24 protein-coding genes are annotated in these 24,161 nt (G+C 37.1%); 18 read left to right on the top strand and 6 right to left on the bottom strand.

What is annotated here, in order from left to right; genetic code table 11:
* The first annotated feature begins 210 nt into the window (after positions 1-210).
* Positions 211-831 (top strand): TetR/AcrR family transcriptional regulator, encoded by a 621-nt coding sequence (locus AC07YC_RS12915; protein ID WP_494919573.1) that lies wholly within the window; start codon positions 211-213, stop codon positions 829-831.
* 24 nt (positions 832-855) lie between these two features.
* Here AC07YC_RS12915 and AC07YC_RS12910 read toward each other — a convergent pair whose 3' ends face one another.
* Complete coding sequence (locus tag AC07YC_RS12910) at positions 856-2,229, bottom strand: S41 family peptidase (protein WP_494919572.1); 1,374 nt, start codon at positions 2,227-2,229, stop codon at positions 856-858.
* Between the two features lie 191 nt (positions 2,230-2,420).
* Entirely contained in the window at positions 2,421-3,752 is a 1,332-nt protein-coding gene (gene brnQ, locus AC07YC_RS12905) for a branched-chain amino acid transport system II carrier protein (RefSeq protein ID WP_494919571.1), read from the bottom strand.
* Positions 3,753-4,002: 250 nt separating this feature from the next.
* On the opposite strand from brnQ, the gene AC07YC_RS12900 reads away from it, so the two are divergent.
* Entirely contained in the window at positions 4,003-4,896 is an 894-nt protein-coding gene (locus AC07YC_RS12900) for a C40 family peptidase (protein WP_494919570.1), read from the top strand.
* Between the two features lie 83 nt (positions 4,897-4,979).
* Here AC07YC_RS12900 and AC07YC_RS12895 read toward each other — a convergent pair whose 3' ends face one another.
* Both AC07YC_RS12895 and secA2 read right to left on the bottom strand, forming a co-directional pair.
* On the bottom strand, positions 4,980-5,876 hold the full coding sequence (locus AC07YC_RS12895) for an accessory Sec system S-layer assembly protein (RefSeq protein WP_208704735.1): 897 nt from the start codon (positions 5,874-5,876) through the stop codon (positions 4,980-4,982).
* Positions 5,876-8,239, bottom strand: a complete 2,364-nt coding sequence (secA2, locus tag AC07YC_RS12890) for an accessory Sec system translocase SecA2 (RefSeq protein ID WP_336636178.1) — start codon at positions 8,237-8,239, stop codon at positions 5,876-5,878. Before secA2 ends, AC07YC_RS12895 begins: the two co-directional genes overlap by 1 nt.
* A 225-nt stretch (positions 8,240-8,464) precedes the next feature.
* On the opposite strand from secA2, the gene AC07YC_RS12885 reads away from it, so the two are divergent.
* Entirely contained in the window at positions 8,465-9,532 is a 1,068-nt protein-coding gene (locus AC07YC_RS12885) for a glycosyltransferase family 4 protein (RefSeq protein ID WP_008178880.1), read from the top strand.
* Between the two features lie 459 nt (positions 9,533-9,991).
* Here AC07YC_RS12885 and AC07YC_RS12880 read toward each other — a convergent pair whose 3' ends face one another.
* Positions 9,992-11,053, bottom strand: a complete 1,062-nt coding sequence (locus AC07YC_RS12880) for an LCP family protein (RefSeq protein WP_402796036.1) — start codon at positions 11,051-11,053, stop codon at positions 9,992-9,994.
* A gap of 149 nt (positions 11,054-11,202) precedes the next feature.
* Entirely contained in the window at positions 11,203-11,838 is a 636-nt protein-coding gene (locus tag AC07YC_RS12875) for a YigZ family protein (RefSeq protein ID WP_069480059.1), read from the bottom strand.
* Positions 11,839-12,003: 165 nt separating this feature from the next.
* Between AC07YC_RS12875 and AC07YC_RS12870 the strand changes: the two genes are divergently transcribed.
* From AC07YC_RS12870 to hag, 15 genes are all read left to right on the top strand, one after another.
* Positions 12,004-13,152 carry a sensor histidine kinase gene (locus AC07YC_RS12870; protein WP_025116710.1) on the top strand — a complete coding sequence of 383 codons (1,149 nt, stop codon included), beginning with the start codon at positions 12,004-12,006 and terminating at the stop codon, positions 13,150-13,152.
* Positions 13,153-13,182: 30 nt separating this feature from the next.
* A complete protein-coding gene (locus AC07YC_RS12865) occupies positions 13,183-13,857 on the top strand; it encodes a response regulator transcription factor (RefSeq protein ID WP_008178876.1) in 675 nt (224 codons plus the stop codon).
* Positions 13,858-14,152: 295 nt separating this feature from the next.
* Positions 14,153-14,704 (top strand): DUF3225 domain-containing protein, encoded by a 552-nt coding sequence (locus AC07YC_RS12860; RefSeq protein ID WP_494919569.1) that lies wholly within the window; start codon positions 14,153-14,155, stop codon positions 14,702-14,704.
* 246 nt (positions 14,705-14,950) lie between these two features.
* Complete coding sequence (locus tag AC07YC_RS12855; RefSeq protein ID WP_494919568.1) at positions 14,951-15,793, top strand: DegV family protein; 843 nt, start codon at positions 14,951-14,953, stop codon at positions 15,791-15,793.
* Between the two features lie 44 nt (positions 15,794-15,837).
* The gene (locus AC07YC_RS12850) at positions 15,838-17,223 is read left to right on the top strand and encodes an ATP-dependent helicase ComFA (protein ID WP_494919567.1); all 1,386 of its coding nucleotides are present in this window, start codon (positions 15,838-15,840) and stop codon (positions 17,221-17,223) included.
* On the top strand, positions 17,220-17,810 hold the full coding sequence (locus AC07YC_RS12845; RefSeq protein ID WP_494919566.1) for a ComF family protein: 591 nt from the start codon (positions 17,220-17,222) through the stop codon (positions 17,808-17,810). The genes AC07YC_RS12850 and AC07YC_RS12845 overlap by 4 nt, the downstream gene beginning before the upstream one ends.
* A 79-nt stretch (positions 17,811-17,889) precedes the next feature.
* Positions 17,890-18,303 (top strand): TIGR03826 family flagellar region protein, encoded by a 414-nt coding sequence (locus tag AC07YC_RS12840; protein ID WP_008178864.1) that lies wholly within the window; start codon positions 17,890-17,892, stop codon positions 18,301-18,303.
* A gap of 121 nt (positions 18,304-18,424) precedes the next feature.
* Positions 18,425-18,685 (top strand): flagellar biosynthesis anti-sigma factor FlgM, encoded by a 261-nt coding sequence (gene flgM / locus AC07YC_RS12835; protein ID WP_036123292.1) that lies wholly within the window; start codon positions 18,425-18,427, stop codon positions 18,683-18,685.
* 27 nt (positions 18,686-18,712) lie between these two features.
* Positions 18,713-19,213: a flagellar protein FlgN gene (locus tag AC07YC_RS12830; RefSeq protein ID WP_036225862.1), complete on the top strand. Its 501-nt coding sequence runs from the start codon at positions 18,713-18,715 to the stop codon at positions 19,211-19,213.
* Between the two features lie 16 nt (positions 19,214-19,229).
* Entirely contained in the window at positions 19,230-20,822 is a 1,593-nt protein-coding gene (flgK, locus tag AC07YC_RS12825) for a flagellar hook-associated protein FlgK (protein ID WP_233301903.1), read from the top strand.
* A 71-nt stretch (positions 20,823-20,893) separates the two neighbouring features.
* On the top strand, positions 20,894-21,808 hold the full coding sequence (gene flgL / locus AC07YC_RS12820; protein WP_494919565.1) for a flagellar hook-associated protein FlgL: 915 nt from the start codon (positions 20,894-20,896) through the stop codon (positions 21,806-21,808).
* A 57-nt stretch (positions 21,809-21,865) separates the two neighbouring features.
* Positions 21,866-22,429 carry a DUF6470 family protein gene (locus AC07YC_RS12815; protein WP_336636185.1) on the top strand — a complete coding sequence of 188 codons (564 nt, stop codon included), beginning with the start codon at positions 21,866-21,868 and terminating at the stop codon, positions 22,427-22,429.
* Positions 22,430-22,444: 15 nt separating this feature from the next.
* Positions 22,445-22,888: a flagellar assembly protein FliW gene (gene fliW / locus AC07YC_RS12810; RefSeq protein ID WP_336636186.1), complete on the top strand. Its 444-nt coding sequence runs from the start codon at positions 22,445-22,447 to the stop codon at positions 22,886-22,888.
* Complete coding sequence (gene csrA, locus AC07YC_RS12805) at positions 22,888-23,106, top strand: carbon storage regulator CsrA (protein WP_336636187.1); 219 nt, start codon at positions 22,888-22,890, stop codon at positions 23,104-23,106. The genes fliW and csrA overlap by 1 nt, the downstream gene beginning before the upstream one ends.
* 200 nt (positions 23,107-23,306) lie before the next feature.
* On the top strand, positions 23,307-24,119 hold the full coding sequence (hag, locus tag AC07YC_RS12800; protein ID WP_336636188.1) for a flagellin Hag: 813 nt from the start codon (positions 23,307-23,309) through the stop codon (positions 24,117-24,119).
* Positions 24,120-24,161 lie beyond the last annotated feature (42 nt).

Genomic DNA, 24,161 nt, shown 5'->3' with positions numbered 1-24,161 from the left:
ATTAGTTATAAAATATACACTTTTTTAGTGTGATCATAAATCTATCATTTATAGTAAATATTTAGAAGGTGTATTATAATACAATGGAGTATAATCATGAATAAAATATGTACTAGTTATGAAAATTTAGTTACTTTTGATTAAGAATAGTGTGTCTATTAATGATGCTAAGGGATTAGGGCGACTATAAACTAAGATAAGGTGGAAAGTATGGCAAGGGGTAGAAAATTTAATTCGAATGGGGAACGAAGCAAACAACTCTTACTTGAAAAAGCGATAGAGCTATTTTCAGATAAAGGATATCACCATACAAAAATTAGTGATATTGTGAAGGCTGCTAATGTAACACAGCCTACTTTTTATTTATACTTTAAAAGCAAGGATGCGCTTTATCATGATTTGAATGTACAATTTCAGAGTGGTTTTTTTGAAGTGATGAATAGTAAATCCTCTGATAGTGTGGCGAATGGATTAGAAGCATTTATTTCGATTTTAGAACAAAAACTGTCAAATATATTTTTCTATATAATCGAAAATCCGAAGCTGTCAAAAATTGGATTTATAGAATCTAAGCAGGCTTTTTTAGTAAAATCTCAGTTAACGCAACAATTGATTCATCTTATTTATCTTCATGATTGTGACAAGGACTTACAACGTTATCGTGTGGATATTAAAATTTTAATAGATTCTTTAGTTGGATCGATGGAGAGATTGATATTAACCAATTTACTGGAGCAAAAAAGATTGCCTGCCGAACTAGCGAACGATATTGTACAATTATATTTTTGGAAAACCGAAGAAATAATACAAAAATCCTCTCATCAATCGTAATGTAGATCGATGAGAAGATTTTTCTTAATTTTCAAACTTTATGTGCTGATAATAGCCTTTTTGTACCTTGCTTTGCTTATTCGGATGAATGAGTAGCATATATTCCTGATTGAGTGATAAAGGACTTGTTGGGGTAAGAATTAATGTTTGCCCTTCGATTTTAGTAGTTGCTGCTACCTCGTCTGCTCCTAAAGCAATAAGCTGAATATGCCCCTTATCAACTTGTGAAATAAGTGTTGATGGTAGTTTCACCGTTAATTTTTCGGTTTGAATAGCAGCTTTCCCATTTAAAAGCTTTTTATATTTAGGATATTGCTCCTTAATGGCATCAAAATGCGCCTGGAAAATAGGGGCTGATGTTGTTTGAATAGTAGGCTTGACACCTACTTCATGAATGGTCTGCTGCGCGGGTCCTGTAAATTTGCCTACAGTTAATTTTAAGTAGCTTCCATCATGGAGCATATAAAACCCTTGCATAGCACCTTTTCCGTAAGTTGTTTCACCGTATAAAATAGCGGACTTCTGATCTTTTAGTGATGCAGAAAGCATTTCAGAGGCACTAGCGCTATAACGATTGACTAAAATACGTGTATTAACTGGAAATTTAGTATTTTGCTTAACAGCTGGTATTGTATAAGAGGCATGTGCTTCCTCTAATAGATAAGCAATTTTTGCTGATGGAAATAGCCCTGTAAGTTCTTCTGCTGTTGTAACATAACCGCCACCATTATTTTGTAAATCAAAGATAAACGATTTGGCACCGCGCTTTTTTAAGTCAATCAGCGCTTTTTTGACAAGCTGAGCACCATCTTCTGAAAATGAAGCAAGTGAAATATAGCCAACATGTCCAAACAATAATTCAGATTGTACATTGGGTAATGTGAATTTTTTTCGTGTAATGGTTTTCGTAGTCGTTGTTTCATTCTTATGTTTAAGTGTCACTTTTACCTGACTACCTTCATGCCCCGTTAAGAGAGAAGAGGTTTCCTGTGTAGAACGGCCAATAATAGATTCGCCATTTACAGCAATGATAATATCTCCAGCCTGTAAACCTGCATCAAATGCTCCACTGCCTTCAATTACTTGTAAAATATGAATACCATCCTCGTGTTCTTCAATAACAACACCTATGCCGATGGTTGATAGATTGATGCTATTCATATAATCCTCGAATTCCTGCTTTGTAAAATAGGTGGAGTAAGGATCTAGCATATCAATAATTTCTGCGATCGATGTGGCCTTCTCTAAGTTTCCGTTGATCGTCCCTACATACGTATTCTGAATTATTTCCTTTATTTCTCTTACTAACGATTGATCCTGACTAGCTGCCTGAGTAGACGTTAACGGTAGGAGAAAGAAGCCTAGTATAAATACGAACGACCATATTAATTTTTTCATTGGACACCTCTTTTCTAGCACTCAAAGTAGGAATGCATAGTCCTTCTAGATAGTGGATGGATACATTTTACAGTTGAGTATCTAGTTTTTATTATACATGAACGATAGAAATAGTGGATGAATTTAATAATAGAAAAAGAATCTGCTAGCCTTGTATAGCAAGCAGATTCTCGTTGAAGATGTCATGTCCATTAGGCCGAGGCTTGGTTATTCATAAGCTTGTGAATAATAAAACCGATGAATGCGCCGACAATGGCAGGTACAAGCCATCCTAAGTTTTGGTCATACAATGGCAAGGCTTGAAGAATATTTTCATAGGAAGTGATTTCAACTTTCATTTGTTTTAAGCCATCATATAGGCTGACAAGGAAAGTAGGGATTAACGCTAAAATATAAACAATTTGTCCACCCTTAAAGAAATGATCCGCTAATGATAGTACCATCAATACCATTGCTATTGGATAGATAATTAACAACACAGGCAGAGAGGCATTAATAATTGTTGAAAGTCCCACATTCGTAATAGCTGTACTAAAAATAGTAAATACGATTAAGAATGTTTTGTAGGATATTTTTGGGAATAACTTATGGAAAAATTGTGCGTTGGCAGTTAGTAAGCCAACAGCTGTTGAAATACAAGCTAGTAAAATAGTCGCAGACAAAATAATACTTCCTAGACTTCCAAAAAGTACTTCAGCTGATTTTGCAATAATATCTCCACCATTAGCAGAAGTACCAATGGCAGTAATACTTGTATTACCGATATGGCCAAGTGAGATATAAACAAAAGATAGACCAATGGCTGCAACAACACCGGCAAATATAGTTGTATTCACTTGCTTTTTTTTATCCTTCATTCCCATATCGCGTAATGCTTGTAAAATAACGATACCGAAAACAAGTGCGCTCAGAACATCCATTGTTAAGTAACCTTGTACAAATCCTTCAGCAAATGGGGAGCTAATATAGTTTCCTGCTGCTTCTCCTGGCTCTCCCATTGGAGAAATAAAGCTTTTGACTGCTAGCAATAAAATGACAAGAAGCAGGGCAGGGGTTAATATTTTTCCTACTCGATCGACAAGCTTCGAAGGGTTAATGGATAAATAAAGAATTAAGGTAAAAAACAAAATAGATGTAATGAAAAGCGGTGCCCAATGGTCCTTCATAACTTCTGGAAGGAAAGGGGCAATGCCAATTTCATAGGACACTGATCCAGTTCGTGGTACAGCAAAGAATGGTCCAATTGCTAGATATACAATAGAGGTAAAGAGTATACCAAAAGTGGGACTAACACGATTGGCGAGCAGTTGTAAATCGCCTCCTGCTTTGGCGACAGCAACGATAGCTAATAGTGGTAAACCGACACCTGTTATAAGGAAACCAATCATAGCTACTGTGATATTTTCACCTGCCTGCTGACCTAATAACGGTGGAAAAATAATATTCCCAGCACCCAAGAATAAGGCAAATAGTAGTAATCCTACTGCTAAATTTCCTTTGATGAAATGCATGATGTTTTTCATAAGTATAAAAACTCCTTTAAGATTGAAAAGCTAAAACTTTCTAAAAATTTTAAATACAGATGTGTATGTTATCATAGGAACCAAAATCTTGCAATGAATATATTATTGTAATATAGTCGGATTTCGTCGTTTTCTATAAGTTTGATAAAATGTTTGAAAAATAGTCAGTATTTCCGATTTTTCATACTATAATTATCTAGTATGATAGACACACAAGGAAATATTCTAGCACGAACGGAGGCACTTTGGTATGCAAAAAACAAAAAAATGGAGAATTCTTGTTTTAAGCACTTTAGCCACTTCATTTTTAACTCTACAAACTGCAGAGGCTGCAACATATACTGTACAAAAAGGCGATACATTATCTAAAATCGCCCAAAATCATCAAGTAACGATTGCAGATATTATGAAATGGAATAATCTCTCGAAAGATACGATTTATGTAGCTCAACAGCTTGATATTCAAAAGCAAGCAACGAGTGATAGTAAAAAGCCTTCAGTCCCATCAACATCCTCAAAGCCAACAACTACTTCTCATACGGTAGCGAAAGGTGATACATTATCGAAAATTGCTAAGCAATATAATGTGACAATTAAGGATATTATGAATTGGAATAAGCTTGAGAAAGACACAATTTACATTGGACAAGTGTTAAAAATGTCTCCAGGCGCAGTCATTCCCGAGGGCGATTCGATACATAATAATGGGACATCAGATGCGGGTACACCATCAAAGGTAACATCAAATGATCCTACAACTAATGGACAAGTTATTTATAAGAAAACAGTTGAAGTAGCCCATACATTGGTTGGTACACCATATCTATATGGAGGAAATACTCCGGTAGGCCTTGACTGCAGTGGCTTTATTTTCTATGCCTTTAATCAGGGCGGTTTAAAAATAGGCAGAGCAAGTAGTGAAGGGTATTTTAATGGCCATACAACATCTGTACAAAATCCAGTCCCTGGCGATCTAGTATTCTTTGAGAACACGTATAAAGAAGGCATTTCTCATATGGGAATTTATCTTGGTGATAATAAATTTGTCCATGCGGGTACTGATGGCGTAGAAATCTCAGATGTTACGTATCCATACTGGTCATCTAAACTAGTAGCCTATAAACGGTTTGATAGTGTGAAATAAAAAACAAGCGATTTCTGCTAAGGCGGAAATCGCTTGTTTAGTGAATAATTGAAAAGCCCCTCTTTTTAGAGAGGGGCTTTTTGTTATTGTGTTACACGTGCTGTCCAACGAGAAAGATCAGCATCTTCTGCGTCAACAAGATCTGCCGGGAAGATAAACGTCCATGGCTTTGTTGAGTTCGGTTGAACAGTTAAAATTGGATCCATTTTAAAAGAGCCCTTTGCAATTTGCTTACCTGTTGAATCAATAATTTCTAAAGGTAATTGCTCTAGATTGATCGCTTTATTGTGACCATTACGGATAAAGATGGATACGTTTAGATTACCGTTGTCAGCTAGTTTTGCCTGTAAGCCTGTAAAGTTTACCTCAGTCTCACCTAGCTCTGGTAATGTTTTAACGATTTTCTCAAGCTCTTCTTTTTGAGCTGCTGGCAATTGCTTTTCCCATGATGGGTCAAGCTCTAATTGGTGACCACGAAGGGATACAAGGTTAAAGGCAATTTTCCAGCCATCCTCAGGAACTTCGTCTACTTTAATGGTAGATTTTTCGAATTCGAATACCCATGGACGAGCACTTTCTGCTGGAATTGTTCCTAATGCTTTAAAATCGAATTTTTTAGATGCTATAAGCTCTTCATCTTTATCTAAAATGAAAAGTTCAATTTCACCTAGCTCAATTGCTTGTGGTAAAGAAGAACGGAAAAATGCACGAACGAGCCATTTTCCAGCACGAGCCTCTTCAATACTAATAGAAGATAGTGATAATTGATTCGGTTTCAATGGTTCTAGCTCATTTGCAAGGAAGTTAAAGATATATTTTTGCTCCTGTGGCACATCCCATTCTGGATGAAAGGACAGTTTTGTTACAACATCACGGTTATCACCTTTTTTTGCTGTAGCATTTCCTAGCAGGTCTTTAGAGTCAATCGTATTTTCTTGACCAACCTTGTCCGATTTTTTAAAAAATGAAAATAAACCCATTATTGTTCCTCCTGTTGTGCCTCAACTGTTTTCATGAAGCCTGTAATTTCTATTATAATAGAACGACGTAGTTCTTGGAAATTTTTACCGAATAACTCAAGTCCTTCTCGTTGGTAAATTCGCATTGGGTCTTCTTGTTGATAATGACGTAAGCCGATCCCTTCTTTTAAATGCGTCATTGCCTCTAAATGTCTTACCCAGCCACTATCGATGTAGCTAAGCATAATTTGTGGCAGAACTTCTATGACTCTTTCATTTTCCGCAAATTTCTCCATATGATCGAGTAGCTCTTGTTCAGAAGGCTGAATATCAGCTAAAATTTGTTTTACTTTACCGACCTCGCGATCGATTGTAACCGGTGTGATAAATAGGGAGTTAAGCGCATGCTCCATTCGATCATAATCCCATTCCATTGTGGATACATCCTCTGGTGCAGCGTCTAGCACTGCGAAATCAATTGTTTCATGTAGCATTTTTTTCAGCTCGCCCATTAAGTCTCCACCAGCTAAAATTTTGTCTCGTAGCCCGTAAAGTACAGTACGTTGATCATTAATAACATCGTCTAACTTTAGGTTATACTCACGCATGCCATATTGAGATCCTTCGACTATGCGCTGTGTACGGTCTATTAGCTCTTGAACCTCTTTATTTTGAATAATCCCTTGTTCATCAACGACCATTTTAGCAGAGAATTTTTCAACTTCTTCTTTTGCATAGCGTCGGAACATATCATCTTCAATAGAGAGTATGAAGCGGCTTTCGCCTATGTCACCTTGACGCCCAGACCGACCACGAAGCTGATTGTCTACACGGCGACTTTCATGCTTTTCGGTACCAATGACATATAAACCACCAAGTTCGTGAACATCGTCGCCTAGCACGATATCCGTACCACGGCCAGCCATATTTGTCGCTACAGTAATACGACCTTTTTGACCTGCCTGCGAAATAAGCTCAACCTCTTGCTCAACGGTTTTGGCATTCAGTAATTGGAATGTTAATTTTTCTTTTTTCAGGTAGTCCGCCACTGTTTCAGACTGTAAGATCGATGTTGTACCAATTAAAATAGGCTGACCTTTATCGTGGCGCTTTTTAGTTTCAGCTGCCACATACTTATATTTTGCCTCTTGTGTGTTAAAAATAATATCAGGCTGATCGACACGTTGACGTGGACGATTCGTTGGAATTTGTATAACTTCCATGCCATATACTTCTCGAATTTCTTTTTCCTGTGTTTTCGCTGTACCCGTCATCCCGGATAGCTTCGGATACATACGGAAATAGTTCTGAATGGTAATCTGTGCTTGTGATTTATTTTCATCCGTAATCGTGACGCCTTCTTTGGCTTCAATTGCTTGATGTAAACCGTCAGAAAGTGAGCGACCTTCTAAAATACGACCTGTAAACATATCGACAAGCTCGATTTTGTCATCTTTGACAATGTAATCTACATCACGTTTAAACATGACATGAGCTCGTACCGCTTGAATGACGTAATGGAAGAGTGTTTGATGTTCTAAATCATACAGATTTTCAACATCGAAAGCAGCCTCAATCTTTTCAATACCTTTATCTGTTAGGGAAGTAGCCTTTGTTTCATCATCGAAATCATAATCTTCATCTTTTTTGAAACGTTTAGCTAACATAGCAGCGATGCGATGTAATTCATCATTTGAAGGCATTTTACCAGCGATAATTAGTGGTGTTTTAGCTTCATCGATTAATACACTATCCACTTCATCAATAATGGCGAAATGATAAGGACGCTGTACTTTATCTGCTAAGCTATAGGACATATTGTCCCGTAAATAGTCGAAACCAAATTCAGTACCAACACCATATGTAATATCTGCATTATAGGCTTCTTTTTTCTCATCAGCTTCCATCATCGGAATATTTAAACCAACAGTTAGGCCAAGGAAACGATGGATTTGACCAACAAGCTCAAAGTCACGTTTTGCTAGGTAATCATTGACAGTAATGACATGAACGCCTTTACCTTCTAATGCACGTACATAAGAGGGAAGAGATGCAACTAATGTTTTACCTTCACCTGTAGGCATTTCAGCAATATTACCTTCTGTTAACACTAGACCACCGATAAGCTGCACATCAAAATGACGCATTCCTAATACACGCTTTGAGGCTTCGCGTACAACAGCAAATGCGTCTGGGATGATCGATGTAATAGGCTCACCTTGTTCTAATTGATTTTTGAAAATAAAAGTCATTTCTCGTAATTCAGCATCTGACTTATCAACATACTTTTCTTCAAGATTATTAATTTGATCTACTATTTTGTAGTAGCGTTTTAATTGACGAGCACTCGTTTGCTCTTTGTTACTTTTGAAAATTGAGAACATGAAATATACGCTCCTTTAATGTTGTCTAAATGCTAGACACACCATTATTCTATCAAATTTTACTTATGGTGACTACAATTGACTATATAGGAATCTATGAATGCTAAAATGTACAAAATATTTGTGAAATCGTGGAAAATGTTTAGAAAAAGTATATTTCAATGCTTGTTCGTGCTATAATCAATTTGGATTTCAATGTAGATTATTTTTTTGAGGAGGAGAGACATGATTTACGTGTCTTTAATAGCAGCATTCGTTGCATCCATTTTGTTAACTCCATTAGTGAAACGTTTAGCGTTTAGAATAGGTGCAGTGGATGCACCAAACTATCGAAAAGTACATGCTCGAATTATGCCAAGACTTGGTGGTTTGGCTATTTTCCTTGCATTTATAATTGGTGTAACGATTTTATATTCGTATTTAATTCATACTAAAAATGGCAATAGCGATTATTTAATAGCGATTATTATTGGTGCTTGTATTATAGTTGCAACAGGCGTTGTTGATGATATGCGTGAGATTTCTGCTAAAGCAAAAATGGTCGGTCAGCTAGGTGCTGCACTCATTATTGTTTTTGTAGGTGGCATTCAAATCGATATGGTAAACTTACCGTTTTTAGGAACATTAGATTTTGGTTTGCTAAGTATTCCATTAACAATTATTTGGATTGTCGGGATAACTAATGCAGTAAACTTAATTGATGGCTTAGATGGTCTAGCGGCGGGTGTTTCCACGATAGCGCTGATTACATTAGCAGTCATGGCATTTATTATGAGTAATATGTTTGTTTTAGCGATAGCAGCCATTTTAGCTGTAGCTTCACTTGGCTTTTTATTTTATAACTTCCACCCAGCTAAAATCTTTATGGGTGATACAGGAGCACTATTCCTTGGATTTATGATTTCTGTACTAGCGCTACTTGGTTTTAAAAATGTTACGTTCGTTTCTTTAATCATCCCAATTATTATTCTTGGTGTACCGATTTCTGATACGTTCTTTGCAATTGTTCGTCGTGTCCGTATGAAGAAGAAATGGTCTGATCCAGATAAATCCCACTTACACCATCGTTTACTGGATATGGGCTTCACACATCGTCAAACGGTACTTCTTATTTACGGAATTGCTGTGATGTTTGGGTTAGCAGCTATTATTTTCTCAATGGCAAAAGTATGGGGAGCAATTTTACTTGTTGCCGTCATCCTAACAGCCATTGAAATATTTGTAGAAATCATCGGACTTGCTGGTAAAAACTACAAACCACTATTGAATTTTGTACGAAGCTTTAGTAAATAGAGCTTTGTTACATACTAAAGACTAAAGACACACTCAAAAAAGTTGAGTTTGTCTTTAGTCTTTTTTTGATTTTCACTACGGCGGATTTAGGTCGAACTGCTTCACTCATTTCGTTCAACCTAGAATTTCGACTTTGAGCATGGCAGGAAGCTATGAGGACAATGGTTGAAGTTGATAGTTGATAAGGGAGTCATATAAATGAGACGAGAGAACTAAATCGTTGATTTGCAATGCATATGCTCATTATGGGGGTGAGTTGGTTGTTATCACTAACTGAGAGCTGTTTAAAGTAACGGTTTAAGGGAAAAGAAGTAACATCTATAAATCTGCCGTATGGTCATTATGACGTATGGAAAAGAAAAGAAGAGCTATACTAAAAATGGCCTTGGCTAGAAGCAAAAAAGACCATAGACAAAATTTTGTCTATGGTCTGAAGGGTCTTATTGTTATACGAACTGATTATTCGACAACTGAATTTTCATCGCTAGCAGCACTATCAGTTCCTGTATTATTGCTACCACTTGATGTTAGGCTTGATGATTCTTCATTTCGGCCAAGATGGTTTTTAAATATTTCCTTTGTTTCTTCCACAGAATCCTGATTTAGCTGGTAATAATAAATACCAGTAGACATATCATCTGTACCTTCCAAAGTTAAAGCATCGATACGTGGAGCGCCTTTTGATAAGTATGACAAGAAGGACTTCATTTCAGTAAATGTCATATCTGTTTTCATATTATCACCAAGTGCTTTAATTACATCATCATACTTTGTAATGGAACCAACAGATGCTACTTTTTTAATTATAGCTGAAAGAATTTCCTGTTGACGTTTACCACGTTCGATATCGCTATCTTGTTTACGTGTTCTTGCAAGAGCCAGTGCCTCACTACCATTTAAATGCTGTAGTCCTGGCTGTAAATTGATTGTAAACTTATCAAATTCGTCTAATTCGTGTAGGGCATACGGTACTTCTGCTTCAACACCGCCTAAAGCATCGACAACATCAATGAAAGCATTGAAGTTCATACGTACATAGTAGTCGATTGGGATATCGAATAATTGTTCTACTGTTTCAATCGTAGTAAGGGTTCCACCCATCGCGTGAGCATGAGTGATTTTATCTTTATAACCCACTTTAGGAATATAAACGTAAGAATCACGAGGGATACTTAACATTTTAATGGTATGTGTTTTATTATTTAACGTTGCTAAAATAAGCGCATCCGAACGTGAATGATCAGAACCTTGTCCACGATTATCACTATCATCGACTCCGACAAATAAAATAGAAACATTATCATGTACCGGTTCTACTTTTTCCTCACGGAGCTTAGAAACTTCCCGACCTTCTAATACTTCATGGGCTGAGTTTGCCGCATGCTCTACCTGTTTTGTAAGGTAAACACCATAAGCAGTAACACAAATCACTAAGCTAGCAACTAGGAGTAGTGTAACTTTTATAATTAAGGAAGCTTTAGAAGATCTCTTTTTGAACTTATTAATAGATCTTTTTTTCATATTGGATATATTCTCCTCTTATTATTGGGAATAATAATGCGATAAAGCTAAATTTTATTCAATTACTAAAGAAGTAAACGTGTGGTCCATAAAAATAGCCTAACAAAAAAATTATACTATGCATATTTAGTTTCGACAATTAAAACTATTTATTTGACAATAAATTCTATAAATTGAGCATCTTCGAATGTGATGGATGCTTGTCCATTCGTGATTTCTGTCATCCAGCTTCGGAACTGTTCCTCTTCTTCTTTTAGCACAGAGACGATGATTTCGACACCCTCTAAATAACGGATGTCCTCCAACGAATAGGACGAACCTCTTACTTCGTTTTCCACTTTCCCAAGCCATGTGTAATCAATGGCAACCTTCATAAAATGATGGAGCTTGCGTTCAACTACTTGTGCGGCAATAAGACCTTCTGTTGTTGCTTTTCCGTATGCACGTATAAGACCGCCACCGCCAAGTTTAATGCCTCCAAAATAGCGAGTCACAACGACGACCGTATCTTTTAGGCCTTGTTTTTTTAAGACCTCTAACATAGGGACGCCAGCCGTACCGCTAGGTTCCCCGTCATCATTCGCTTTTTGAATGTTATCATGTTCGCCGATTATATAGGCTGAGCAATTATGTGTTGCGTTGTGATGCATTTTTTTTATACGATCTATAAAAGAAATTGCATCCTCTTCCGTTTCTGCACGTTCTATATAAGTGAGAAAGCGGGATTTAGAAATAACAATTTCGCTTTCACCATATCCTTTTACTGTTAAATAGTTTTCTCTCATCCGTATCAATCTCCTTTTAACTAGAGTTCTATTCTATAATTTTCGTAAAGAAAAAGCATTAAATTTTAGCATGGTAATGCTATAATAGGTGTAGACTATGGAATATAAGAATTTGGTCTATTAAAATAGTAAGTAATCATAAGACATTAGACTGGGGAGTATAGTATGTTTTCAAATGATACCTTCGATTTAAAGTCGCTTGATGACATTTTTAATCGAATGTTAGATACAATCATGAGCTCGAAGGATGATATCTTTATTATAAGCGAACAAAGCCGTAGAAGCTTTGAAGATATGCAAAAAGAGCTAGAAATTGTTCGAAAACAAATATCAATTGTAATTGATGAAGGCGATGCATTGGAAAAAAGTACGCAGCTTGCTAAACAAAGACTTGTCTTAGTAAGTAAAGCTTTTGATAATTATACCGAAGAACAAGTTAGAGAAGCATATGAAACTGCACATGATTTTCAAGTAAAGCTCTCCGTTATTAGAACGCAAGAAAAACAGCTACGCGATAAAAGAGATGATCTAGAGAGAAGATTAAGAGGATTACTCGATACGATTGAACGTGCTGATCATATTGTCAATCAGGTAAATGTCGTTTTGAATTACTTAACTTCAGATTTAAAAAATGTTGGTTTAGCGCTTGAACAAGCAAAAATGAAGCAAGATTTTGGGATACGTATTATTGCAGCTCAAGAAGAGGAGCGTAAGCGTTTGTCCAGAGAGATTCATGATGGACCTGCTCAAATGCTTGCAAATGTACTAATGCGCACTGATTTAATAGATAGAACGTATCGTGAAAAAGGCATAGAAAATGCATTAGCAGAAATTGCTGATTTAAAGAAAACGGTGCGAAACGCATTATCTGAGGTGCGACGTATTATTTATGATCTACGACCAATGGCACTTGATGATTTGGGAATTATTCCGACATTAAAGAAGTATTTATCAACAGTCACTGAATATAATCCAGGTGTCGACATTCATTTCCAATCGAGAAGTACAGAAAAACGTATACCTTCCAATTACGAAGTATCCATTTTCCGACTCGTGCAAGAGTGTGTAACAAATGCCATGAAGCATGGAAAATGTAAAGACATTTGGGTCAAGCTTGAATGGTTAAAAGATGCTGTTAATATCGTTGTTAAAGATGATGGTATAGGCTTTGACCAACAAGTAGTGAAAGACCATTCCTTTGGGATTTTAGGAATGAAAGAACGAATTGAAATTTTAAATGGTACAATTACTATTACTAGTGAAATCAACCGAGGTACAACGGTGTTATTTAAAATTCCGTTAGAAGTAAAGTAACTGTTGCAGAAATTTAGGGGGTAAAGACAAATGACAAAGATTATTATTGTAGACGATCACCAGCTATTCCGTGAAGGAGTAAAACGTATTTTAGATTTTGAAGATACGTTTGACGTAGTAGCAGAAGGTGATGATGGTACTGATGTAGTAACATTATACGCTGAAAACGAACCAGATGTAGTACTGATGGATATCAACATGCCAGGCAAAAATGGCGTAGAAGCAACATCAGAGTTAATTAATGAATTTCCTGATGCGAAGGTCATTATGCTGTCCATCCATGATGATGAAACATATGTGACACATGCATTAAAATCAGGCGCTCTTGGCTATATGCTAAAAGAAATGGATGCAGATGAAATCGTGGAGGCTATTAAAGTTGTTGCAAACGGTGGATCTTACTTACATCCAAAAGTAACAAAAAATTTAGTGGCAGAGTTCAAAAGACTTTCAGAACACGAAAATAAAGGTAACTTCCACCAAACGGAAATCCGCCGTCCATTCCATTTACTAACAAAACGTGAATGTGAAGTATTACAGCTATTAACAGATGGTCAATCAAACCGTACAATTGGTGAGACACTGTTTATCTCTGAAAAAACAGTTAAAAACCATGTATCAAGCATCTTACAAAAAATGAATGTGAATGACCGTACACAAGCCGTTGTAACAGCCATTAAAAATGGTTGGGTTGAAGTACGATAATGTTTAAAACTGTTTTTAAAAGCTACTTTGTATAGAAGTAGTTTTTAAAACAGTTTTTTATTGTTTTTTAGTAACTATTTGAATGGCCTGTTAAAGATATTGGATCGCCTTTCACAAATTTGTAACATTGCTCTTTCGTCCTGTTAGTAGGTATTAAATATGGAAACTGTCAGATCATGCAACATTTTACTGCCGAATGCGTCATAAGGAAGATGTAGCACCTAAATGTTGAAAAAGCACAACAAAATTCCTACGACAGCATTTATATGCTACAATATGCGCGGGAGGTTTTGTGATGTTAAAGAAAAGTTTTCTAGCAGTTATAATTTTATTTGTATTCACTTTAACTGCATGTGGTAATAAAGAAGAGAAGATTAGTGATGACGATCGAGAAAAGGTAATAGAGGATGGTACCGTTGGCTTTGAGATGATGGGCGGTAATGTAGAAAAAGCAGAAAACGTACCAGCAGCAGATGAAAAAGCTATTTTAGCTTCTTTCGATGAATATATTGCAGCCCTAAATGCGGAGGAAATCGACCGCTATATGAAAACGATTTCGAAAAATCCAAAGGGCTTTAAATATGATGAAGAAAAAACATATGCAACAGAAGTGTTCGATCAATTTGATATAAAGCGTGATGTCGAAAATGTAACGATTGCCAAATACGGGTCAGAAGAAGCTCAAGTATTTGCCAACATGAAAATGCATTCTCTTCAACTCGAAACAAATGTCGAGCATGAAAGCGCAGGACGACAGGTAACGGTCTTTGTCAAAGAAGATGATGATTGGAAAGTGACAAGCGTCTTTTATATTGGCGATGATTCACAGTCAAGTACAGGCAATTAAGAGGAGCGATCTTCATTCAACATAGAATTGAGTGAAGATACGCCTACTATACATAGGAAATGAATGTGAAATGGAGGCTAGTTTAGCTACTAGCTCATTGTCGAATGACCAAAACGTAAAATATACGTTCGTCCTTCATCACATTCATTTCTTTTTGTTTTCATTCTAAATCTGTGAGAAACCCAACAACAATTGCACCAAGATGAAATAGATTGTAAACTATGAAACATAGGAGAGTGGACATAGATGAGGACGGCAATCGTAACAGATAGTACTGCATATAATACAGTTGAGGAACGTGCACGCTTAAACATCCATATGATACCTTTAAGCGTTAATATTTCAGGCCAATTATTTGCAGAAGAAGTAGATATCACAGCATCTGAATTTTATGATAAGGTGCGTGGAGCCAAAGAATTTCCCAAAACAACACAGCCTCCAATCGGAGAATTTGTCGCTCTTTTCGATGAGCTAGCAAAGGATTACGATGAGGTTATTTCTATCCATCTATCAAGTGGAATTAGTGGAACATATCAAGGTGCAGTGCAGGCAGGTGAAATGGTGGAAGGTATTGATGTGTATACCTTTGACAGTGAAATATCCTGTGCTGTTCAAGGCTTTTACGTTTTAAGAGCAGGTGAAATGGCGAAAGAGGGCTATTCAGCCAAAGAAATACTTGCAGCATTGGCGGACATGCAGCAGTATATTCGTGCTTACTTCATTGTAGACGACTTAGCACATTTACAACGTGGTGGGCGTTTATCTTCTGCAGCAGCCTTAATCGGTGGCCTTTTACAAGTGAAACCTGTCCTTCATTTTGTGGACAAGGTAATTGTTCCTTTTGAAAAAATCCGAACACGTAAAAAAGCTTTAAAGCGTGCGGAGGAACTGCTAGCAGAGGATGCTAAAAAATATGATGCCATGGATGCTGTGGTCATTCACGGCAATTGCCCAGCAGAAGCGCAAGAATGGCTAGAACAATTAGCTGCAACGTACCCGAACGTCAACTTTAAATTAAGCTATTTTGGTCCTGTTATTGGTACTCATTTAGGAGAAGGATCAATGGGCTTAGGTTGGACCAAAAAATAAATGTAACCGATGAAAGTCTCTACGCAAAGTAGAGGCTTTTTTCTATGAAGGGAGAGATCATTTTGAGATATAAAGGTTGGCTATTACCACCAGCTTTACGGGATTTTCATGAGGGCCGTATTTGGTTAAAGCATCATTCTCCATTTTCAACTATAGATATTGATCGAGCAATTAAGCAAAATTACTTCCGTATAATAGAAGGAATTGAATTGACGCCCGTCACCAAATGCAATCGTTGCCACAATATAGACCCACATTTATTCACGATATTCGATTGTTCAAAATGTCAGCAGCAATGTTTATATTGTCGACATTGTATTCGAATGGGCAGGGTGAGTAGCTGTACGCAGTTGATGGTATGGACAGGCCCTCAAGTAATTAAAATGAGAAGGCATATATTAAAGTGGGAAGGGCAGTTGACAAAGCTCCAACAGCAGGCTGCAAGCGAGATGCTAGCAAGTGTACAAGCAAAACGCTCCCATCTTATTCATGCTGTATGTGGGGCAGGAAAAACGGAATTGCTTTTTCCAACTGTTCATGATGCATTAAAGCGGGGTTTACGTGTTTGTATTGCTACACCGCGCACGGATGTAGTATTAGAGCTATATCCACGCTTTCAACATGTATTCCCTAAGACAGTTATTCATGCATTATATGGTGGTGTAACGAAGCAAAATGCTTATGCCCAGCTTATTATTGCCACAACTCATCAGCTCTATAGATTTGAGAGCACCTTTGATGTCATGATCGTAGATGAGGCAGATGCTTTTCCTTATACTATAGATGAAACTCTACAAAGAGCAGTGACAAAGGCTAAAAAGAAAGAGGCACCTATCGTATTTGTTACAGCAACGCCATCACAGAATTTACTCAATGCCTTCCAACATGAAAGCTATTCCTTCATCCCCAAACGCTTTCACAATCATCCATTACCAGTTCCTCAGTTTTGTGCTTTATGGGGTTACAATAAAAGCTTCAAACAAGGAAAAATCCCTAAAAAGTTAATAAAATGGACAGAAGAACGCCTTGAACGAAAGGAACCATTCTTACTATTTTTCCCTACGATCGCCCTCATGCATAAAGCAGCGCCTCTATTTCAGCTAGTAAATGAAAATATCCTCGCTGTGCATGCAGAAGATCCGGATCGGAAAGAGAAAGTAGAGATGCTCCGAAATAATGAATTACCAGGACTTTTAACAACTACCATATTAGAGAGGGGTATCACCATTAGTAATGTGCAGGTGGCGGTTGTTGGGGCAGAATCCTCCATATTTACCGCAAGTGCGCTAATTCAAATAGCTGGACGAGTTGGACGAAATAATCAATATCCAAATGGGAACATCGTATTCTTTCACCATGGCATCACGACAGAGATGGATGAGGCATGTGCGAAAATCCTCTTTTATAATAAGAAAGGATTTCCTCAATGAATAAAACAGAATCCCATTGCTTATTATGCTCACAGCTATTAAAAACCTCAGTTTCTTGGAAATCGTTATTAATAAAGCAATTTACTCCAACTATATGTATAAGATGCACTGCTCGCTTTAAGCATTCACAGTCCATTACAGCACTCTATCAATATAATGAGGCTATGAAAGACTATTTACACCAATTTAAATTTCTACAAGATGTAGCTCTGGCAAAAGTATTTCGGCAGGAGCTGTATACCCGTTTCAATAAAGAAAAGGCGATGATTCTACCGATTCCCATGCATCTCCTCAAACAGCAGGAGCGTACCTTCTCGCATACTAATGAATTATTAAAGGCAGCAGACATACCTTATATTCAGCTGCTCGAAAAGACCACAACGGAAACACAAGGCTCCAAAAATAGAGAACAGCGCTTACGTGTAGCACCACTATTTCGTTTAAAGGAGGGCGCAAATGTAGCGGATAAAGATTACCTTCTATTTGACGATATAAAAACTACAGGAACCACATTACAGCATGCTGCAAATGTTTTAATGCAAGCAGGTGCAAAAAATGTCCAATACTTCACATTAATTGAAGGATGAATTTTCCAATGTATTATGTATAATAGATGAAGAGTTTAGTAGGCGTAGATAAGATATTTTGCTAGAGGAGGAAAAGTAGATGGCAGAGGTTCGAAATTGTCCAAAATGTAATGAGTTTTTTAATTATACAGGGGTACGGGAAGTTTGTCATAAATGTGCACAATCAGAAGAAGAACTGTATCAAATCGTATATCGCTTCCTACGTAAACGTGAGAACCGTGCTGCAACAGTGGAGCGTATTGTAGAAGCGACGGGAGCAGAGGAAGAGCTATTATATAAATGGGTGCGTAAAGGTCGCTTGCAACCAGCGATGTTTCCTAACTTAGGCTACCCATGTGATAACTGTGGTCATCTGACGACGACAGGCAAGCTTTGCACAAAATGTCAGGATGAATTAAAAGCTGATTTACGTACTTTTGAAGCGGCTAAGGAATTCCGTGATAGTGTAGAGCAACGCGATCGTGTCACATATCACGCAGACCGAAAACGTTAATAATTGAAGGTGTGTTAATTTTAAACAAAATTAGCACACTTTTTTATATGTGAAAACTTAACATTATGTGAGACAATCCGAAATAATAGTAAGATAAGATTTTTAGACGGGGGGTTTCAAGATGAAAATTACATCTTATGGAATTAATGCAGTGAACGCCTATAAAAACCAGGTTCGCAATGTTAAATCCGATACAAACAAAACATCTTTTGCAGATAAAATCGAAATTTCAAAAGCTGCTCAAGACATGAAAAGCGTTTCAACCTACAATACGGAGCGAGCTGACCGTGTTCAACAGCTGAAAAAAGACATTGATTCTGGAGAATACAAAGTCGATGCTCGTAAAGTAGCTGAGGATATGCTGAAATATTATCGTTTCTAGGGTATAGCAGAAAGGGTGTATAGCGAAATGTCTGTAGAAGCGATTAATTCTACATTAACGATGCTAGAGAGAATGCATAAAAGCTTACTTGAACTAGCCTTCAAAAAAACAGAGATCATTAAAGCTGGCGATATCGAAGCGCTAGACCAATTGCTCAAGGATGAGCAGGCACACGTAGCGGCCATCGATAAGCTCGAACAACAGCGTCAGAAACAGGTAACGGACTACCTTGAAGCAAAGGGACTTGCTTCAACTGACAAAACAACTGTCGCGGACGTCATCGAGGCTGCTGAACAACAAACGGACAAAGCAACATTATCAGTAGTTCGCGATCGCCTATTGCAAATTATCAATGACCTACGCACACAAAATGACTTAAATCAAAAGCTCGTGTTCCAATCACTACAAATCGTCAACCTAACATTAGATGCCGTAAGACCTCGTACAGAGCAAATGAACTACTCTAGCAACGAGGTGCTCGGCACAAATAACATAGCAAAAAAATCATATTTCGATTCACAAGCCTAACAAAGGAGGAAGAAACATGCGCTCAACATTTATGGGGCTAGAAGCAAGTAAACGAGGCCTCTTCGTACAACAAACAGCTTTATATACAACAGGACATAATATTTCCAACGCCAACACATTAGGCTACTCACGCCAACGAGTAAACATGCAGGCAACACCTGGTTTTCCCACTGCTGGATTAAACCAACCAACTTATCCAGGACATCTTGGTACTGGGGTGGAAGCAAGTTCGATTCAACGTATCCGCAGTGAATTTATCGACCGCCAATATCGTCAAGAGACGAATAAGTTAGGTTACTGGGAATCTAGAACAAATGCCATTGCCCAAATGGAAGATGTTATGAATGAACCTTCGGAATTTGGTTTAGATAAGGCTTTTGAACAGTTCTGGAAGGGACTTGAAGATTTGGGGACAAAGCCTGCGGACGGGGCTTCTCGTCAAGTAGCCATTAGTCGTGCAGAGCACTTAGCTGAATCCTTTAATTATCTTGATAAGCAATTAAAAATGATTCAAGGTAATCTTGGAAATGAGCTTAATGTTTCGACAACTCAAATTAATACCATCCTTAAACAGATCGCTGCTGTTAATAAACAGATTCAAGAGGTTGAACCTAGTGGACATGTACCAAATGATTTATATGATGTTCGTGATACGTTAGTCGATAAATTAAATGAATATATCCCGGTATCAATTGAACGTATTCCTTCTGGTGGTTTAGCATCAGAGGTTGCAGAGGGCAGCTTAAAAATTACATTTAAAGGCGCAGATGGTGTTGTCAGAGATTTAGTAAACGGTAAAGATTTCGCTCAGTTCACAGCAATGGGTACGAATGGTACGAAGGTGACAGGCGACGATATTACAAATTCTTTCTCTGAATTACAATTAACAGGATTGGAATCTTTAGATGCACACGAAGCTGGTGCTGTCACTAGTACACAAACAGCCATTAAACAGCAAGACTTTGAAGCATCAAAAGGGAAATTACTTTCACTCATTAATTCGTTTGGTTATCAAAGTGCAGGCGGCGATATTAAAGGATACTACTCGGAAACTTTACAAAAATTAGATCAACTGGCTAATGCATTTATTAAAGAATTCAATGCGCAGCATGCAAAAGGATATACCCTTGAAGAAAAAGATGCGAACGGAAACATCATCAATGCTTCTAAGCCAGGTGGCGTTTTCTTTGAAGGAACTGGTGCTGGTGGAATTAAGGTTAATGAGGATATCAAAAAAAATCCTAATCTTTTAGCAGCATCGTCTAACCCGACAGAAGAAGGAAATGGTAAAAATGCTTACGAGCTTGCCAATATGCAGCATAAATTATATGCAGATATAGATAATGCAAGCTTACAATCATTCTATCAAGCGATTGTCGGTAAAGTTGGTGTAGATGGTGAAGAAGCATTACGTTTAGCAGCCTCGTCTGAATCCCAACTTCAAATGGTGTTCAAAAGCCGGGATTCTGTAAGTGCTGTTTCGTTAGATGAAGAAATGACAAATATGATTACTTTCCAACAGGCGTATAATGCAAATGCACGTATGATTACGGTTGTCGATGAAACATTGGATAAAATTATTAACGGTATGGGCCGAGTTGGATTATAACGATAGAAAAAAATTAAGAGTAATTAATGGAGATACTTTCTCCAACTGATAAGAAGGAGGTTTTATACAAGATGCGTGTAACACAATCAATGCTATCAAGTAACATGCTACGCAATTTAAATATCAGCTATGGTAAAATGTCTAAGCTTCAAGATCAAATCAATTCTGGTTCAAAGATCACTCGTCCATCTGATGACCCAGTAGTTGCAGTAAAAGGAATGGGCTATCGCCGAGATTTAGCTAAAGTAGAACAATACACACGTAATATGATTACGGCAGGAAGTTGGTTAGATTCTACTGATGAAGCTCTAAATCAGGTAGGTGAGCAGATGAAGCGAGTTCGTGAACTGGTTATTCAAGCAGCAAATGATACAAATACACCTGAAGAACGTGAAAAGGTTAAAAGTGAAATTGATCAAATTCGTCAGCAATTACAGGATGTAGGAAATACGAATATTGGTGGTAGTTACATATTTAGTGGAACAAATACAAATCAGCCGTTGTTTGTACCAGGAGGAAGTGGTAAAGTAGTTGATCCTGCTATTAACGGTAATGCAGTGAATATTGAAATATATGATGGCATTCAAATCCCAGTAAATACACCAGGTAATGATTTATTTAAAGATCTAGATGATATGATGGGGAAAATTTCGGACTTACTAGGAGATTCAACAAAAACTGGTGAAGAAATAGGTAATATGCTTGGTGGTGTTTCATCATCCAGTACAAATGATGATATTACAACAATGCATAATAAAGTCCTTGAGGCACAAGCTGATATCGGTGCTCGTCAAAATCGTGTAGAGATGATGGAAAATCGTCTAGGTATCCGTGAGGTTAATGTGACAAAACAGCTAAGAGATAATGAGTCTGTCGATTATGCGAAAGCTATTACAGAAATGGTGACTCATGAATCTATTCATCAGGCTGCACTTTCAGTAGGTTCAAAAATTATTCAACAAACACTAGTGGATTTTATCCGCTAATTAATAAAAGGCGTTTGAACAATTTGTTCAAACGCTTTTCTTGAAAGGAGAATTATAATGCGAATTCCACAAATTCAAATTCAGACAATTGATGCAAAGATAGAGCTTGAAATTAACAAACCTCAACAATCTATTGAACAGCCGAAAGCTACCCAAACGATTGAACAACCAGCAGCTATCTTGGAGATTCGTACAACTAGAGGAGTTTTACAAATCGACTCTTCTCAAGCAAGAAGGGATATCGGGATGTTAGGTCCTTTAGAATCAAGTGCAAACTATGCTGAGGAGGGCAAACAAGGGGCATTAGAGGGGATGGCCCGTAGAGCAAGTGAGGGACGTCAACTAATGGAGAATGCAGGTAAAGGACAAGGACGTGCGATTATTCAAAATATCGCTAAACAAAACCATGGTCCTCATCGTGTGCCATTTAACATAAAATTTGTACCTTCTGTAGGCTCTGTTAGAGTGGACTATACACCAGGTACTACAGACATCAATATAGAAAGAAGAGAACCAATAATTGGCGCAAAGGTGAACAAACCTATTCATGACTACACACCTGGTAAAGTAACTAGTACAATGATACAAAGACCAGATGTTAACATTGACGTCATTATTTAAGGAGCGTATGAAAGAATGAAAATAACTACTAAATTTTTAGGTGAAATCGAAATTGAAAAACAAGAAATTCTAACATTTGAGCAAGGTTTATTAGGTTTTGAAGATTATAAAAAATTCATTTTACTACCTATTGATGCAAATCTTCCATTAGTATTACTACAATCAGTTGATCAAATGGAAATTGGCTTTATAATAGCCTATCCTTTTGTCTTTAAAAAAGACTATAGCTTTGATATTAGTGAAGAGGATCGTGAGCAACTACAAATTGAAAAAGAAGAGGATGCTCTTGTATATGCTGTTGTTACAATAAAGGAAACTTTCCAGGATTCTACTATTAATTTGCTAGCCCCTTTAATCATAAATATGGATAAAAAACTCGGTAAGCAAATTGTTCTACAAGATAATAAGCACTACCCACTACGATACCCAATGCAAACGTTGGAAGGAAGTGCGAAATAATGCTGGTACTTTCAAGAAAAAAAGATGAATCTATAATGATAGGTGATCAAATAGAAATTAAAATATTAGCAGTAGATGGTGAACAAATTAAAATAGGCATTGTTGCACCAAAAACAGTGAAAGTACATCGCTCCGAAGTTTTTGAAGCTATCCAAGCACAGAATAAGGAAGCTTTATCAACATCATCAAATTTCTTAGAACAGCTAAAGAAGAATTAAAGCATATGTGCTTTAGTTAAGCTGAAATTTAAAACTTGTAATCTAATACATAAAAAAATAAAAAAACTTTCGAAAAACTATTAAACATTTCCAACTAATTACGATATATAGATTGTAAGGGGCAGGAAGTACATACTACCTAATCCGATATTCCACATGGATGTGGGATGACAAAACAAACATTCAAGGAGGAATTCTAAATGAGAATTCAACACAACATTTCAGCTTTAAATACTCACCGTAACCTTTCTTTCAACAACACGGAAGCATCTAAAAACCTTGAGAAATTATCTTCTGGTTACAAAGTAAACCGTGCTGGCGATGACGCTGCTGGTTTAGCAATTTCTGAAAAAATGCGCGGGCAAATCCGTGGTCTTGACATGGCGACTAAAAACGCTCAAGATTCAATCTCTTTAATCCAAACAGCTGAGGGTGCTCTTAATGAAACACATGCAATTCTACAACGTATGCGTGAATTAGCAGTACAATCATCGAACGATACAAACGTATCTTCTGACCGTGGTGCATTACAAAAAGAAATTGATGCTTTAGCAACAGAGATTACTCGTATTTCAACTGATACTGAGTTCAATACGCAAAATCTATTAAACGGTTCATTCTCAGGAAAAGTATTCCATATTGGTGCGAATGAATCACAAAATCTTACGCTTTCAATTGCAAACATGGGTGCAACATCATTAGGAGTAGCTTCTATTGATCTTACAACACAAAGTAGTGCTAATGCGGCAATCACAACTATTAATACTGCACTTGAATCAGTATCAACTGAGCGTTCTAAATTAGGTGCAATCCAAAATCGTTTAGAGCATACTATCAATAACCTAGGTGCAACTTCTGAAAACTTAACAGCTGCTGAATCACGTATTCGTGACACAGACATGGCTAAAGAGATGATGGGCTTCACTAAAAACAACATCTTAATGCAAGCGGCACAATCTATGTTAGCTCAAGCAAACCAACAACCACAAGGCGTACTTCAATTATTACGATAATAATTTCATCTAATTAAATTTTTAAGGAATCCGTTCAATATT

The sequence above is a fragment of the Lysinibacillus sp. GW247-5R2A genome, from assembly GCF_059424475.1.
Note: the sequence above shows the minus strand (reverse complement) of the source record. Positions and strands in the feature narration are given on the sequence as shown.